Source organism: Mesorhizobium sp. AA23 (genome assembly GCF_001672435.1).
Taxonomy (GTDB): Bacteria; Pseudomonadota; Alphaproteobacteria; order Rhizobiales; family Rhizobiaceae; genus Mesorhizobium.
In genome coordinates this window covers 217300-231989 of record NZ_LYTP01000032.1, presented here as the reverse complement: position 1 = coordinate 231989, position 14690 = coordinate 217300, and the positions used below count along the sequence as shown (strand labels likewise).

Below are 14690 nucleotides of genomic sequence, written 5' to 3'. Positions count from 1 at the left end.
GCCCTGTCCCCGGGCCGGCTCCGCTTTTTTTGCCGCCGCCTGCGGGCCTTTCTCGTAACGGCAGACCGGAGCACTATGGCCGTTTATTTTTGGATGGACGGCGATGCTGGAAATCCCTGACGACCGCTGTGAGCGCGCCAAGCTGTTCAAGGCGATAGACGACGCCTTCAAGGCCGGCGATTTCGATGGGCTTGGCAAGGCGCTCGGCGGCTCCGCGCGATGGTACGACGAGAGGATGCCGTTCGAGCTCGGCCTCGGCCATCCGTTGGAATATGCGATCTATTGGAGCCCGACCGGCTTCATCGCCACGTTGCTTGATGCAGGTTCGAATCCGAATTACGAGGATCCCGCCGGCTTCCCGTCGATCATCGCCGCGCTATCCACCGAGCGGTCGGACAGGCTGCAGCTTATCCAGATCCTGCTCGAGCAGGGCGCCGACCCGAACATGCGCGGGGTCAACGACTGGACCCCTCTGCATTACGCGGTGGCGAAACGCGACGCCGAGGCAATCCGCCTGCTGCTGGCGTCGGGCGCGGATCCATCGCTCAGGACGCGCATCGATGACTATGAAACCGCCCTGGAAGGTGCAGACCACGCCGGTTTCGAAGCGGGGGCGTCGCTACTGCGTGAGGCGATGTCCCGACGCAGTTGATAAGGTCGCCGGCGAAGCGGCGGACTGAACCGCTCTCAGAGTTCCTTCAATCCGGTCTTGAAGCGCCTGCCGTTGGCGACATAGTGCGCGGCCGAGACCCGCAGCCTCTCGATTGCCGCGTCATCCAGCACCCTTATCACCTTGGCGGGCGAGCCGACGATCAGCGAATTGTCCGGGAAAACCTTGTTTTCGGTCACCAAGGCGCCGGCGCCGACCAGCGAATTCTTGCCGATCCTCGCGCCGTTGAGAACGATGGCGCCCATGCCGATCAGGCTGTTGTCGCCGACCGTGCAGCCATGCAGCAGCGCGCGATGACCGATCGTGCAGCCCTGCCCGATGCTGAGCGGATAGCCCGGATCGGTGTGCATGACCGTATGTTCCTGCACATTGGTGTCGGCGCCGATGGTGATCGTTTCACCGTCGCCGCGGATGACGACGCCGAACCAGAAGCCGGCATTGCGGCCTATCGCGATATCGCCGATCAGCGTGGCGTCGGGGGCCACCCAATTGGTTTCGGCGTCTTCGAACCGGGGCGCCTTCCCGTCGATCGCATAGATCGGCATCTTTTCTCCGATTCGTTTCAAGCCGAGAATTCGGCGGAGCTTAGGAGACCCGTTGCCCAGGAAGCAATGGTGATCAGCACGATGCCGAGCGCCAGTGCCCACGCAATCGCCGTGCAGCCGCAGGAAAGCAGCGACAGCGTGCCGATGCGCCCCTCCCGCCGCGCAGCCAGAGCATCATTGGTGAGCATGAACGGGCCGGCGCAGGCGGTCACCGCGAGCGAGCGCACAATATGGGCAGGCGTGACATAGGGTTCGGCGAAGGCCAGCCGGTGGCCGCAGACGATTTCCATCGCCGAGCCGGCGAGGCCGCAAGCCGTAAGGCCGACCGCAAAAGCGTAGAGAGGGAGCAGCATGAAATCCATCTTTACCAACCGTTTACCATGAGACCGCACAGTCGTGCCGACGCGCTGCAAGAGCCATGCCGCGCCAGTTGTGCCACCTGAGGACAGGTGAGCGGATCGGGGAATTGCGATGAGAGAGGCAGCCGCCGCGGAGGAATTCGAGGTTGTCGACTCGACCTTGATGAAGCGGGTCTTCTATGTCTTCGCGGCGCTCGCCCTGCTTTCGGTGGCTATCAGTCTCGGCGGCAAATGGCTCGGCCGGTCGATCGCCATGGCCGGCTATACCGACGACACGACCGTGCGCCAGGTCGTCATGAGCAACAATGTGATCAGTGTGCCGGCCAACTTCATCCGCTTCGACCAGGCCAGGCGCGACGGAAACGCCTCGCGCCTCGACCTTTATCTGCGCTATCCTGAAATGGACGGCTACAGCACCGCCGCGCGCGGCGACTTCAACCACACCACGACCAGGAAGATCATCTTCCTGTCATTCGAGCCGCGGATGATGTCGCGCGACATGAGCGGCCGTTTCGCCCCAATCTACAGCGCCCTGATCGTCACGCCGGGCACGCCCGGCCCGGGCGGTACAAAGCTCTACGGCTTCACCGAGAAATCGGGCTATCTCAACGAGGTCCTGGCGGTCGCCGAGCGCCCCGGCAAAGACCCGTTCGTCGCCCGCTGCCTGAGCGGCCCAACTGCCGAGGAATCGCTCGCCCCCTGCGAGCGCGACATCCAGGTCGGCGACGATCTCAGCCTCACCTACCGTTTCCCCCGTGAGCTCCTCGGAAATTGGCAAGCGCTCGATGCCGCGATCGCCACCAAGGTGGCCGGTATCCTGAAGACGGGACGCTGAAGCGCTGCGCCGGAGCCATGGGCGCGCCACCCGCTCTTCCTCTCCAGCGGCCAGCCTGGCTCAATGTATCGGCACGACCGGCTCGGCGATGCGGTCTGGCATCGGGCCGGCAAGGCGCGCTATTGGTCGAACATGATGCCACCCTATCTCACGTTCGACCCCGTCAGCCGCCGCCTGCGCCTCGACCCGCATGAACCGGCCTTTGTGCAGAACCCGTATGAGGGCTACGCCTTCTTGCACGGCGCTTCGAACGCCTTCTTCTGGGAGAATTACGGTTTTTGGTGTTTCGGCGGCTTCGACGACGTCAACCGCCTGCTTCGCGATCGTCGCTTCGGCCGCCAGAACCCGGCCGGCATTCCCGACAGCCGCGGGGTTGGCGACGACCGTTCGCACCTGACCGCCTTCGACGCCATCGAAGCCAATTCGATGCTTGAGCTCGAGCCGCCGGTGCACACGAGGTTGCGGACACTGGTCAATCGGGCCTTCGTCTCGCGCCAGGTCGAGCGGCTGCGGCCGCGCATCGAGGCTCTGGCCAATGAGCTGATCGACCGCTTCGAGCCGGGCTCCGTCGATCTTCTGCCCGCTTACGCCTCGCCCTTGCCGATCACCATCATCGCCGAGATGCTCGGCGTTCCGGTCGAGATGGGGCCGCAACTGCTCGACTGGTCGCATCAGATGGTCGCCATGTACATGCACGGCCGCACGCGCGAGACCGAGGAGACGGCCAACCGCGCCGCGCACGATTTCGCGGCTTTCCTGCGCGGCTATGTCGCCGAGCGGCGCAAGAGACCCGACGACGATCTGCTTTCGCTGCTGATCGAGGCCCAGGACAACGGCCAGAAGCTCTCGGAGGAGGAGCTGGTTTCCTCAGCTATCCTTCTGCTCAACGCAGGGCACGAAGCGACTGTGCACCAGACCGGAAATGCCGTGAGAACGATCCTCGCGCAGGGCGGCGATGGGCGCCGCTTCTTTGCAACACCGGAGGCCAATGCCGCCACGGTCGAGGAATGCCTGCGCTACGATGCGCCGCTGCACATGTTCCTGCGCTATGCCTATGAAGAGATGGAAGCTGCTCCGGGCATTTTGCTCAAGCCCGGAGAGACGGTGGCGCTGCTGCTCGGCATGGCCAATCACGACCCGCTGGCTTTCGCCGGACCGGCCACATTCAACCCGGCGCGGACGGACCAGAAGAACGTGTCGTTCGGCGCCGGCATCCACTTCTGCATCGGCGCGCCGCTGGCCAGGCTGGAGTTGCAGGTGTCGCTGAAGACGCTGTTCGACCGGCTGCCGGATCTAGGCCTGACGGAAGAGCCGCGCTTCCGCGACACCTATCATTTTCATGGATTGGAAGCGCTCTCGGTGCGCTTCTGAGCCGCAAAAATCCGAAGGCCTGGAAAATGAGATTCGCCTTTCTGCAGGAACCTCCCTTCTGCTTCACCGATGCATCCGGGAAAGTCGGCGGCTGCGACGCTATGCTGGCCGAGAAGATCTTCGCGATGTCCGAAACGATGGCTTTCACGCCCGTCGAGACTGAATTCGCCGAGTTGCTGCCGGGACTGGCCGACGGTCGCTGGGACATGACCACCGGTCTGTTCATCTCAGAAGAGCGCAGCAAGCTGGTGGACTTCAGTCGCCCGATCTGGTCGCTGCCGGACGGCTTGATGGTCGCCAAGGGCAACCCGCTCGACCTTGAGGGCTATCGCTCTCTTGCAGGCCACCCTTCCGCGGGGCTTGGCGTGATATCGAATCAGATCCAGCATCGGACGGCACTTGAGAATGGCGTGCCGCCGGAGCGGATCAGTGTGTTCGCCACGCAGGCCGAGGCAGCGGAGGCGGTGGCTACCGGCATGGTGCAGGCCTATGCCAGCGTTGCCATGGCGCATCGCGGCTACATCGCGCGGCGACCGGCTGCGCTGGCCGATGTCATTGACGTTCCCGCGTCCGAACGGTTGCCCGCCGCCGGCGCGTTTGCGGTCGCCAAAGGCAACGACGCGTTGAGGCGGCGTGTCGATGACGGTCTGGGCGACCTGCTTGGAAGCCGCTGGCACCGCGACCTGATGGCCGGATTCGGTTTCTCCGATGCGGATGTCGACCGGCTGCTCTAACCGCCGGCAAGCGCGCTTCACAGCTTGATCACATATTCCTTACGCGTCGTCTCGAGCACTTCCCAGGTGCCATTGAAACCCGGCCGCAGCACAAAACTGTCGCCGGCCTTGACCGTGCGCGCGTCGCCGCCGTCTTCGGCGATCACCGAGACGCCGGACAGGATGTGGCAGAACTCCCATTCGTCATAGACGATGCGCCACTTGCCCGGCGTCGCTTCCCAGATGCCGGCATAAAGGCTGCCGTCCCGCTCCTCGACATTCCAGGTGCGGAATTTCGGATCGCCGGAGATCAAGCGTTCCGGGGTCGGCGCGCCGGCCTCCGGCTCGACAGTTTCGGGATCAAGCGCGAGAAAGGCGGACATCGCGCTCAGACCTTGCTCAGCGCCTGTTCGAGGTCGGCGACGATGTCGTTGACGTCCTCGATGCCGATCGACAGGCGGACCGTGTCCGGGCCGGCACCGGCCTTTACCTTCTGCTCGTCGGACAGTTGCCGGTGCGTGGTCGAGGCCGGGTGAATGACCAGCGACTTGGTGTCGCCAACATTGGCGAGGTGCGAGAACAGTTCCAGCGCCTCGACGAACTTGACGCCGGCCTCGTAGCCGGCCTTGAGGCCAAAGGTGAAAACGGCGCCGGCACCCTGCGGCGAGTATTTCTTCTGCAGCGCATTGTTCTTGTCGCTCGGCAGTCCGGGATAGTTCACCCAGGCGACTTTCGGATGGTTGGAAAGCCAGGCGGCGACGCTCGCTGCGTTGTCGCAATGACGCTGCATCCTGAGCGGCAAGGTTTCCAGGCCGGTCAGGATCAGGAAGGCGTTGAAGGGCGAGATCGCCGGGCCGAGGTCGCGCAGGCCGAGCACGCGCGCGGCAATGGCAAAGGCGAAGTTGCCGAAAGTCTCGTGCAGGACGAGGCCGCCATATTCAGGGCGAGGCTCCGAGAGCATCGGGTATTTGCCCGACTTCGACCAATCGAAGGTGCCGCCGTCGACGATGGCGCCGCCGATCGAATTGCCGTGGCCGCCGATGAACTTGGTGAGCGAATGCACCACGATATCGGCGCCATGCTCGATCGGCCGCACGAGATAGGGCGAGGCCAGCGTGTTGTCGACGATCAGCGGCAGGCCGTGCCTGCGAGCGATGTCGCCGATCTTCTCGATGTCGACGAAGATGCCGCCCGGATTGGCGAGACTTTCGATGAAGATCGCCCTGGTGTTGTCGTCGATTTGGCTCTCAAAGGTCGATGGATCGTTGGTATCGGCCCAGCGGACCTCCCAGCCATAATTCTTGAAGGCGTGGCCGAATTGGTTGATGGAGCCGCCATAAAGCTTTGTGGCAGATACGAAATTGTCACCCGGCCGCATCAGATTGTGGAAGACGATGACCTGGGCGGCGTGGCCGGAGGCGACGGCCAGCGCGGCAGTGCCACCTTCGAGCGCGGCGAGACGCTCCTCGAGAACCGCCTGCGTGGGGTTCATGATGCGGGTATAGATGTTGCCGAAGGCCTTCAGCCCGAACAGCGAGGCGGCGTGGTCGGCGTCATCGAAGACATAGGAGGTGGTCTGATAGATCGGCGTGGCGCGCGCGCCGGTCGCCGGGTCCGGCTTGGCGCCGGCATGGACGGCGAGCGTGTTGAAACCGGGCGTACGGGTCATCGAAGCCTCCCTCTCAAACTTGCGAAAATCGCCGGGCATTCTTGGCCAAGCGCGGTCGTGAATGCAAAGAACAAAATACCTTTCGGCGTGCGATCTGCGGCGAACGCCCGGGAAAATCCATTTCTTCCCGGAATAATTTTGCGCGCCTGGTTGTCCGTCTATTTCTGGCGCACGCCAAAACTCTGGAAACCCTTGCGCATCAATGGCTTCTTCGACGATAGCACGCCGGAGTTGACGCCGGTCCAGCCGATCTCGCCCGACAGCTTGCCATATTCGATCTTGGGACAGCGGTTCATGACCACCTTGATGCCGGCTGCCTCGGCGCGCGCGGCGGCCTCGTCATGGCGAACACCTAGCTGCATCCAAACGACCTTCGGCAGCGGATCGAGCTTCAGTACCTGCTCGACGATGCCAGGGACAGCGGCCGAGCCGCGAAAAATGTCGATCATATCGACCGGATGCGGCAGGTCGGCCAGGCTGGCATAGACCGTCTGTCCAAGGATCTGCTTGCCGGCATGACCGGGATTGATCGGCAACACCGAAAAACCCTTGGCCAGCAAATATTTCAGCACGAAATAGCTCGGCCGCACGTCGTTGGGCGAGGCGCCGACCATGGCAATGGTCTTCACCGAGTTCAGAATGCCGGCAATGTAGCTGTTGTCGTAGGCGTCGTGATTCATGGCTCGTCCTCATACAGCGCATCGGCGAGAAAGGCAGCCGGATCGCTGCAGAAGTCACGCATCATGCGAAAATGATCGGTGTCCTGAAAATCAATCAGATCGAGGCCGAAGCGGCTGATGCGGAAGAGCCGCGCGTTCGGGCAGGCCATCAGCAACGGCGAGTGCGTCGCCATGATCACCTGCGCGGTGCCGGACCGCTCCATGCGCTGAAGCAGCTTCAGCAACTCGATCTGGCGCGTCGGCGAGAGCGCGCTTTCGGGCTCGTCGAGGATGTAGATGCCCTGTCGTCGGCAGCGTTCCTCGAAGAAGCGGATGAACCCTTCGCCATGCGACCATGACAGGAAGTCCGGCGGCGCTCCGCCAGACTCCAGCGCCGCCTGGTCAAGATAACGAGCCACGGAGTAAAAGGACTCCGCCCGGAAGAACCAGCCCGCGGTGACCTTCGGCAGCCAATGGCAGCGCAGCGCAGCGGCAAGTGCCCCGCCACTCTTGTCGATGGCGCCTGAGTGGTCGACGGGCATATAGCCTTTGCCGCCGCCGGCCTCGTCATAGCCGGCCAGCGCGCCGATGGCTTCGAGCAGCGTCGATTTGCCGGTGCCGTTCTCGCCAACGATGATGGTGATGGCCGACGTGAATTCGAACTCGAATTCGCGATCCCGGAAGATCGGCAGGCTCCATGGATATCCATCCCAATCCGTGACGCGCGAAGGCTCAAGCAGAATGCGCTTGAGATAGGGCGCTTTCAGCCGCGTCAGTTGCTTGCGGGCAGCCACGTCGGACCTTCAATCATGAAAAAGCGCGCTGCATTCTCGGGTCAATTATTCGTCGGCCCATTCCGGCTTGCGCTTGCCAATGAAAGCGCCGATGCCCTCCTCGGCGTCGCGCGCCAGCATGTTTTCCACCATCACGCGGCCGGTATAGGCGTAGGCGTCAGCCAGCCCCATTTCGGCCTGGGCGTAGAACGCCTCCTTGCCGGTCTTGACCACCAAAGACGATTTTGAAGCAATCGTTTGCGCGTATTTGTTGACAACCTGATTCAGATATTCGCGCGGCACGATCCGGTTGATGAGACCGAACTCCTTGGCCGTCGCCGCATCGATCGTCTCGCCGGTGAGAAGCATTTCCATCGCCTGCTTGCGCGAGACGTTGCGCGACAGCGCAACCATCGGCGTCGAGCAGAACAGGCCGATATTGACGCCGGGCGTGCAGAAGGTCGCTTCGTGCGAGGCGATGGCGAGGTCGCAGCTCGCGACAAGCTGCAATCCGGCCGCCGTAGCCAGACTGTCGACCTCGGCGATCACCGGCCTCGGATGGCGCACGATGGTCTGCATCAGCTTTGCGCAGGCGACAAAGGTCATTTCGAAGAAGGCGCGGCCGCGATCCGGTTCGGCGCGGTGCGCCGTCATTTCCTTGAGGTCGTGGCCGGCGCAAAACACTTTGCCTGACGCTGCCAGGATGATGACGCGTACGGATTTGTCGTCCTTCACGCGGTCGAACTCGGCCTGCAGCGCCGCCATCGTCGCCAGCGACAGCGCGTTGGCCGGCGGGCTTGCAAGAGTGAGGCGCAGCACGCCCTTGTCTTGGCTGACAAGAACCGGGCCGTCGGCGACGGCGGGCTTGATAGCAACGACTTCGGCCATTTTTGAACCTCTCGATCAGCGGTCCCGGGTTATGGAGCAACAGAACTAACATGCTGCCGATTGAAGAACAGCCGCGAGACGTGTTTTCTCCGTGGCACCGTTTGGTCCAGGCGCGCCGCCTGGAACTTCCCGTATATAGGACTCGCGCATGCCCGCTCAAAGCAATCTCAAGCCGGTGCTGACCTCGGCCGAAGTCAACGCGCTGATGGCAAACGTCTATCCGCAGCTCAACGACCAGTTCTCCTTCTATGAGGCGCTGGAAGTGTTTCCGGGCGGCTGCACGGTGCGGCTCAATGCCGACCAGCGCCATCTGCGCCCCGGCGGCACCGTCTCGGGTCCCGCGCTGTTCACGCTTGCCGACATTGGCGGCTATGTGTGCGTGCTCAGCCATGCCGGGCCGGATGCGCTTTCGGTGACGACCAATCTCAACATCAACTTCATGCGCAAGGCAGAGGCCGGACCGATCGACGGCCATTGCCGTATCCTCAAGCTCGGAAAGAGCCTGATGGTCTTCGACATCGACATCGTCGCCGGGGCCGACCGGCACACGGTGGCCCACGCCACCGGGACCTATTCGATCCCGCCGAAGCGAATGGATGAGGTAAAATAATACCGTTTCGCCAATTGGTTGTTTTTGCTTTATTTTCAGCGCCAGTAGAGTTTCCGCTTGGCTTGACGCATCCGGCGCCCTCGCCTATAAGCCGTCACGAAACAGCGGCCGCAAGGGCCGCCGTTTTGTTATTGCCGGACGGCTTGGCCTCTCCGTCAATTCAAGCAACAAAAAACGCCTGTTCCTGCCGTTTGCGGATAGGACGGTCAACCTGAGAGCAAAACCATGGCTACCTTTTCGCAGAAGCCTGCGGATGTGGTGAAGAAGTGGGTGTTGATCGACGCCGAGGGTCTCGTCGTCGGCCGCCTTGCCACTGTCATCGCCAACCATCTGCGCGGCAAGCACAAGCCCACTTTCACCCCGCATGTCGATGATGGCGACAATGTCATCGTCATCAATGCCGACAAGGTGGTGTTCACCGGCAAGAAGTACACCGACAAGGTCTATTACTGGCACACCGGCCATCCCGGCGGCATCAAGGAGCGCACCGCGCGCCAGCTGCTCGAGGGCCGCTTCCCCGAGCGCGTCGTCGAGAAGGCTGTCGAACGCATGATCCCGCGCGGCCCGCTTGGCCGCCGCCAGATGAAGAATCTCCGCGTCTATGCAGGCACTGAGCATCCGCACGCTGCCCAGCAGCCCGTCACGCTCGACGTGGCCAAGCTGAACTCCAAGAACAAGAGGGCCTCGTAATGGCTGAGCTTTCCTCGCTCGCAGAACTCGGGACTGTCACGACCGCCGCGCAGCCGGCCGCGCCTGTCCATGTCCAGAAGCTCGACAAATCGGGCCGCGCCTATGCCACCGGCAAGCGCAAGAACGCCATCGCGCGCGTCTGGGTGAAGCCGGGCTCCGGCAAGATCATCGTCAACGACAAGGAATTCGCGACCTATTTCGCGCGGCCCGTGCTGCAGATGATCCTCAACCAGCCGATCGTCGCCGCCAACCGCGCCGGCCAGTACGACATCGTCGCCACCGTCATCGGCGGCGGTCTCTCCGGCCAGGCGGGCGCCGTGCGTCACGGCATCTCCAAGGCGCTGACCTATTACGAGCCGGGCCTGCGTTCGGTGCTCAAGAAGGGCGGCTTCCTCACCCGCGACAGCCGCGTGGTCGAGCGCAAGAAGTACGGCAAGGCCAAGGCCCGCCGCAGCTTCCAGTTCTCGAAGCGCTAAGCGCTGCGAAGTCCAAGCATTTCGAAAAGGCCGCCTCCGGGCGGCTTTTTTGTTTCCGTCACCAGTGCCCGGCCGGCGTCTTTATGTAGTCGATGAACGCGCGCAGCGGTGCCGGCACCAAGCGCCGGCCAGGGTAATAAAGAAACGGCCCCGAGAAGCTTTGCCACCAGGGCTGGAGCACAGGTTCCAGAACGCCGCTGTCGAAATACGGGCGCACCCAGTCCTCGAAGAGCCAAAGGATGCCGACGCCGGCGATCGCCGCATCGACAGCGAGATCGACGCCACCACCGATGCTGACGACCAATGGCCCCGTGGGATCGACCCGCACCACCTCGCCGTCCCGCTCGAACTCCCAGGGCGTCATGACCCCGCTCGGAAAGCGGCCGCGCACGCAGGCATGGCCAAGCAGGTCGCGCGGGTGCTGCGGTCGACCGTGCCGGTCAAGGTAGGACGGCGCGGCGGAGGTCGTGAAGCGCTGCGCGCGCGGTCCGATCGGCACCGCGATCATGTCCTGCTCCAGCCGCTCGTCATAGCGGATTCCGGCGTCGCAGCCGGCCACCAGCACATCGACAAAGTTCTCCTCGGCGATCACCTCCAGGCGAATGGCGGGATAGGCCGCGAGAAATCCCGGAACGATTTTGGGCAGCACCAGCCGCGAGGCGCTTATCGGCACGTTGAGACGCAAGGTTCCGGCGGGCCGGTCGCGAAAGCCGTTCACCACATCGAGCGCAGCTTCTACCTCGCCCAATGCGGGCCCTAGCCGCGCCAGCAGGCTGGCACCAGCCTCGGTCAAAGCAACGCTGCGCGTGGTGCGGTTGAAGAGCCTAACACCGAGTTGGGTTTCCAGACGGCGGATGGCTTCGCTGAGCGCTGACGCGCTGCCGGCCGTGGCGCGAGCTGCTTCGCGAAAGCCGCCGGCGCGCGCCACGTCCATGAATGCCTGGAGATCGTTGAGTTCGGCCGCCATTGTCCCAAATTTCGTACAAGCTGTGCCGAATATAGCTGGTTATCGGGACAGCGGCTATGCCTTATCTCCCTCGCCGGCAACGAAGGAGAAGCACGATGTCCAGCGTAAACAAACCCGGCACCTATAAACTCGGCGACCGCTCGGTCCGCCGCCTCGGCTACGGCGCCATGCAGCTCGCAGGCAAAGGAGTGTTCGGTCCGCCAAAGAACCATGACGCGGCCATCGCCGTGCTGCGCGAAGCGATAGCGCAAGGCGTGAACCATATCGACACCAGCGATTATTATGGTCCTCACGTCACCAACAAGCTGATCCGCGAGGCGCTATCGCCCTACCCCGACGACCTCACCATCGTCACAAAGATCGGCGCCCGTCGTGGCGAAGACGCCTCCTGGCTGCCGGCCTTCACAGCCGATGAACTCGAACAGGCCGTACACGACAATCTTCGCAATCTTGGCCTCGAGGTGATGGACGTCGTCAATCTGCGCATCATGTTCGGGATGCATGGTCCAGCGGAGGGCTCCATCGAGGCGCAGGTCACCAAGCTCGCCGAGCTTCAGCGCAAGGGCCTGGTGCGCAATATCGGCTTGAGCAACGTCACCCGAGCGCAAATCCAGGAAGGCCGCAAGATTTGCGACATCGTCTGTGTGCAGAACCAGTACAATCTGGCGCATCGCGACGACGACGCGCTGATCGATGAACTGGCGCGCCACCGCATCGCCTATGTGCCGTTCTTTCCGCTTGGCGGCTTCAGCCCGTTGCAATCGTCGACGCTGTCCGGCGTGGCCGAGCGGCTCGGCGCGACGCCGATGCAGGTTGCGCTGGCGTGGTTGTTGCAGCGTTCCCCCAACGTCCTTTTGATCCCGGGCACGTCGTCGGTCGGGCATCTGCGCGAGAACCTTGCGGCAGCGGAGCTGGAGCTGTCGGCGGATGTGCTGCGCGAGTTGAATGGGGTGGCGAAAGCGGCGTAGGTTGGCGCAGCACCCCGCCCGCGCCTGCGGCGCGACCTCCCCATCAAGGGGAGGTAAGGCGCCCCGCTTTACGCTCAAACACTGGTTTAGCATTTCATGGATGTCGCAGGCATGCGGCGACGGCAGGTTGGCACGACGCTCTACCTCCCTCGATGGGGAGGTCGGCGCGAAGCGCCGGGCGGGGTGAAGCGCCGACGTCAGCTTAATTAATACTGGCCGTATGCGCCGACTCGGCTTGCTTGATGTCCGTCGTGTACGGTACGCGATAGCCATTGGCAGCCAGCCATTCGATCGCCGCTTTTGGCTCGTCGGTCTGGATGATGGTGGCGCCGCGATCGACCCAGAAACCCCAAGCCTCGCGCGGCAGGCTGGCAGCGACCGCCAGCTCGTCGCCACGGCCGCCGGCAAGGAAGCCGCCCGGCTTGTTGACTATGGCATAAGTATCGGCCCAGAGGTGCCAGTCGCCGCGGACGGCTGTAGCCCGCATGCGCGTGCTGAACAGCGGGCCGCCGTTTGCGGTCAACGTCTCGGCGCCGTTGCGCCAGTTGATCAGCTCGATAGCGCGTGGCGCGAACGCCTTGTCGACCTCGACGGCAAAGGCGGCATCGTGCACGGCGCCATCGGCAAGGATCGGCATAAACTGGAAGCCACTGCCCGCCTGGGCGAGCGCGGCCTTCGCGGCTTCAATGCGCGCCTGGTTCCACAGGTTCTCCTTGACGATCACCTGATCGGCCATGCCGAGATCGCGGGCGACCGCGATCATGCCTGGCAGGTCCGTCACCTCCAGCTTGTTGTCGAGATTGATCAGGATCCTGTCCCTGGTCGTCAGCAGCATCTCGCGCAGCGTCAACACCGGCTCGCTGGTGACGGCGCCGGTGCCCTCGATCACCAGCCGGCACTTCTTCAGCTCCGCCAGCGTATATTCCACCACCTCGCCCTTGCAGTTCGTGGTGCGGTCGAGCCAGCTGTCATGCATGATGACGAACGCGCCGTCCTTCGAGCGCCTCACATCGACCTCGACGATCTCGGCGCCGATCGCGATCGAGTCCTCGACCGCGGCAAGCGAATTCTCGGCATAAAGCGTCTTGCCGGCCTGCATGCTGCCGGCCCGATGCGCCGCGATCATCACATGATCGCGCCACTGGTTGGCGTGTTCGAAGCGGTCGAGGATTTGGGCGGCGCGCGTCTCACCGGCTAAGGTTTGACTCGAGGCAGTCGCAAGCGCGGCGGACAGAAGAAGGCTCAGCCAGAGTGTTCGCATCGGGGAATCGCTCCGTTCCGGGTCGGGACCCGGTTAGGCGATGCCCATGACAGGGAGGTGAACGAAGCCGGCTAGCTGTTTGCTCAAATTTGTTTGGCGAGGCGTCATGCGAGACAAATCCTGTGTTGCCGTGGCACTCCTCGAGCGCCGCTCGATATCGGCAAGCTGTGACTGGCAAGTTGCGTGCCGGTTCTGTAGTTGTGGCTCCCCGATGACAACCGAGGACCCGTAATGGCGAACCAAGAGATCGACCACGCCTTCACCGCCCGTTCCAAAACGGGGGCGTCGCTCGAGCCGACCTATGCCGGCGCGCTGTCGTTCATGCGGCGCAAATATACGAAGGATGCGAAGGGCGCGGACGCCGTCGTGTGGGGCATTCCCTTCGACGCCGCGGTCACCAATCGTCCCGGCGCGCGCTTCGGGCCGCAGGCGATTCGCCGCGCCTCGGCGATCCTCGACAACGATCCGCAATATCCGTTCTCGCGCGACCTGTTCGAACAGCTCGCCGTGGTCGACTACGGCGATTGCCTGCTCGACAGCGGCAACCACCAGAAGACGCCCGGTACGATCGAGCGCGAGGCGGCCAAGATCCTGAGCTCAGGCGCATTTCTTTTGACGCTCGGCGGCGATCATTTCGTCACTTGGCCGCTGCTGAAGGCGCATGCAGCGATCCATGGGCCGCTGGCCCTGGTGCAGTTCGACGCGCATCAGGACACCTGGCCGGACGACGGCAGGCGCATCGATCACGGCTCCTTCGTCGCCCGCGCGGTCAAAGAAGGCGTCATCGATCCAGACCGCTCGATCCAGATCGGCATCCGCACCCATGCGCCGGACACGTTCGGCATCAAGATCATTTACGGCCATGAAGTCGAGGAGATGCGCGCCTCCGACATCGCCTACGCGATCGTGGAGCGCACAGGCGGCAGGAAGACCTATCTTACCTTCGACATCGATTGCCTCGACCCGGCGTTCGCGCCGGGCACCGGCACGCCTGTGGCCGGCGGCCCGTCTTCGGCCAAGATGCTTTCGACGCTGCGCCAACTCGGCCAGATCGATATCGTCGGCGCCGACGTCGTCGAGGTTGCGCCGGCCTATGATCATGCCGATATTACGGCGATCGCCGGATCGATCATCGCCATGCACTATCTCGGCCTGGTGGCCGAAAGGAAGGCGCGGCTCGACGACCTGAACAACGGCACTCATGCCGTGCTACATAACGCGCAAGGCATATAGCTC

General features: G+C 63.4%; 18 protein-coding genes. 9 read left to right on the top strand and 9 right to left on the bottom strand.

From position 1 onward, the window contains the following. The first annotated feature begins 103 nt into the window (after window positions 1–103). Window positions 104–652, top strand: a complete 549-nt coding sequence (locus A9K66_RS27855) for an ankyrin repeat domain-containing protein (protein ID WP_067330139.1) — start codon at window positions 104–106, stop codon at window positions 650–652. A gap of 35 nt (window positions 653–687) precedes the next feature. On the opposite strand, the gene A9K66_RS27850 is transcribed toward A9K66_RS27855, so the two are convergent. Continuing rightward, window positions 688–1215, bottom strand: a complete 528-nt coding sequence (locus A9K66_RS27850; RefSeq protein WP_067330137.1) for a gamma carbonic anhydrase family protein — start codon at window positions 1213–1215, stop codon at window positions 688–690. 17 nt (window positions 1216–1232) lie between these two features. Next, window positions 1233–1577 (bottom strand): hypothetical protein, encoded by a 345-nt coding sequence (locus A9K66_RS27845; RefSeq protein ID WP_067330134.1) that lies wholly within the window; start codon window positions 1575–1577, stop codon window positions 1233–1235. Between the two features lie 109 nt (window positions 1578–1686). Between A9K66_RS27845 and A9K66_RS27840 the strand changes: the two genes are divergently transcribed. The 3 genes from A9K66_RS27840 to A9K66_RS27830 all read left to right on the top strand — a co-directional run bounded on the left by A9K66_RS27840 (window position 1687) and on the right by A9K66_RS27830 (window position 4514). After that, window positions 1687–2409, top strand: a complete 723-nt coding sequence (locus A9K66_RS27840) for a hypothetical protein (protein ID WP_067330131.1) — start codon at window positions 1687–1689, stop codon at window positions 2407–2409. Window positions 2410–2541: 132 nt separating this feature from the next. Beyond that, window positions 2542–3780: a cytochrome P450 gene (locus A9K66_RS27835; protein ID WP_067330223.1), complete on the top strand. Its 1239-nt coding sequence runs from the start codon at window positions 2542–2544 to the stop codon at window positions 3778–3780. Window positions 3781–3806: 26 nt separating this feature from the next. Further along, window positions 3807–4514 (top strand): transporter substrate-binding domain-containing protein, encoded by a 708-nt coding sequence (locus A9K66_RS27830; protein WP_082954116.1) that lies wholly within the window; start codon window positions 3807–3809, stop codon window positions 4512–4514. 17 nt (window positions 4515–4531) lie between these two features. On the opposite strand, the gene A9K66_RS27825 is transcribed toward A9K66_RS27830, so the two are convergent. From A9K66_RS27825 to A9K66_RS27805, 5 genes are all read right to left on the bottom strand, one after another. Further along, window positions 4532–4876, bottom strand: a complete 345-nt coding sequence (locus tag A9K66_RS27825) for a cupin domain-containing protein (protein WP_067330127.1) — start codon at window positions 4874–4876, stop codon at window positions 4532–4534. A gap of 5 nt (window positions 4877–4881) precedes the next feature. Beyond that, entirely contained in the window at window positions 4882–6162 is a 1281-nt protein-coding gene (locus tag A9K66_RS27820; protein WP_066989881.1) for an O-acetylhomoserine aminocarboxypropyltransferase, read from the bottom strand. Window positions 6163–6320: 158 nt separating this feature from the next. Beyond that, window positions 6321–6842 carry a CoA-binding protein gene (locus A9K66_RS27815; protein ID WP_066989458.1) on the bottom strand — a complete coding sequence of 174 codons (522 nt, stop codon included), beginning with the start codon at window positions 6840–6842 and terminating at the stop codon, window positions 6321–6323. Further along, the gene (locus A9K66_RS27810) at window positions 6839–7615 is read right to left on the bottom strand and encodes an AAA family ATPase (protein WP_067330124.1); all 777 of its coding nucleotides are present in this window, start codon (window positions 7613–7615) and stop codon (window positions 6839–6841) included. Before A9K66_RS27810 ends, A9K66_RS27815 begins: the two co-directional genes overlap by 4 nt. Window positions 7616–7660: 45 nt before the next feature. After that, the gene (locus tag A9K66_RS27805) at window positions 7661–8482 is read right to left on the bottom strand and encodes an enoyl-CoA hydratase (protein ID WP_067330120.1); all 822 of its coding nucleotides are present in this window, start codon (window positions 8480–8482) and stop codon (window positions 7661–7663) included. Between the two features lie 148 nt (window positions 8483–8630). Between A9K66_RS27805 and A9K66_RS27800 the strand changes: the two genes are divergently transcribed. The 3 genes from A9K66_RS27800 to rpsI all read left to right on the top strand — a co-directional run bounded on the left by A9K66_RS27800 (window position 8631) and on the right by rpsI (window position 10258). After that, window positions 8631–9092 carry a PaaI family thioesterase gene (locus A9K66_RS27800; protein WP_067330118.1) on the top strand — a complete coding sequence of 154 codons (462 nt, stop codon included), beginning with the start codon at window positions 8631–8633 and terminating at the stop codon, window positions 9090–9092. A 225-nt stretch (window positions 9093–9317) separates the two neighbouring features. After that, window positions 9318–9782 (top strand): 50S ribosomal protein L13, encoded by a 465-nt coding sequence (gene rplM, locus A9K66_RS27795; RefSeq protein ID WP_066989450.1) that lies wholly within the window; start codon window positions 9318–9320, stop codon window positions 9780–9782. Then, entirely contained in the window at window positions 9782–10258 is a 477-nt protein-coding gene (gene rpsI / locus A9K66_RS27790) for a 30S ribosomal protein S9 (protein ID WP_066989448.1), read from the top strand. Before rplM ends, rpsI begins: the two co-directional genes overlap by 1 nt. Window positions 10259–10316: 58 nt before the next feature. Here the strand turns inward: rpsI and A9K66_RS27785 are convergent, their stop codons facing one another. After that, window positions 10317–11225 carry a LysR family transcriptional regulator gene (locus A9K66_RS27785; protein WP_067330115.1) on the bottom strand — a complete coding sequence of 303 codons (909 nt, stop codon included), beginning with the start codon at window positions 11223–11225 and terminating at the stop codon, window positions 10317–10319. Window positions 11226–11320: 95 nt separating this feature from the next. Here A9K66_RS27785 and A9K66_RS27780 point away from each other — a divergent pair, with 95 nt between their 5' ends. Next, the gene (locus A9K66_RS27780) at window positions 11321–12193 is read left to right on the top strand and encodes an aldo/keto reductase family oxidoreductase (protein WP_067330112.1); all 873 of its coding nucleotides are present in this window, start codon (window positions 11321–11323) and stop codon (window positions 12191–12193) included. Between the two features lie 202 nt (window positions 12194–12395). On the opposite strand, the gene A9K66_RS27775 is transcribed toward A9K66_RS27780, so the two are convergent. Next, window positions 12396–13454 (bottom strand): glycerophosphodiester phosphodiesterase family protein, encoded by a 1059-nt coding sequence (locus A9K66_RS27775; RefSeq protein ID WP_067330108.1) that lies wholly within the window; start codon window positions 13452–13454, stop codon window positions 12396–12398. 231 nt (window positions 13455–13685) lie between these two features. On the opposite strand from A9K66_RS27775, the gene speB reads away from it, so the two are divergent. Beyond that, window positions 13686–14687, top strand: coding sequence for an agmatinase (gene speB, locus A9K66_RS27770; protein WP_067000830.1), 1002 nt, complete (start codon window positions 13686–13688; stop codon window positions 14685–14687). The last annotated feature ends 3 nt before the right edge of the window (window positions 14688–14690 follow it).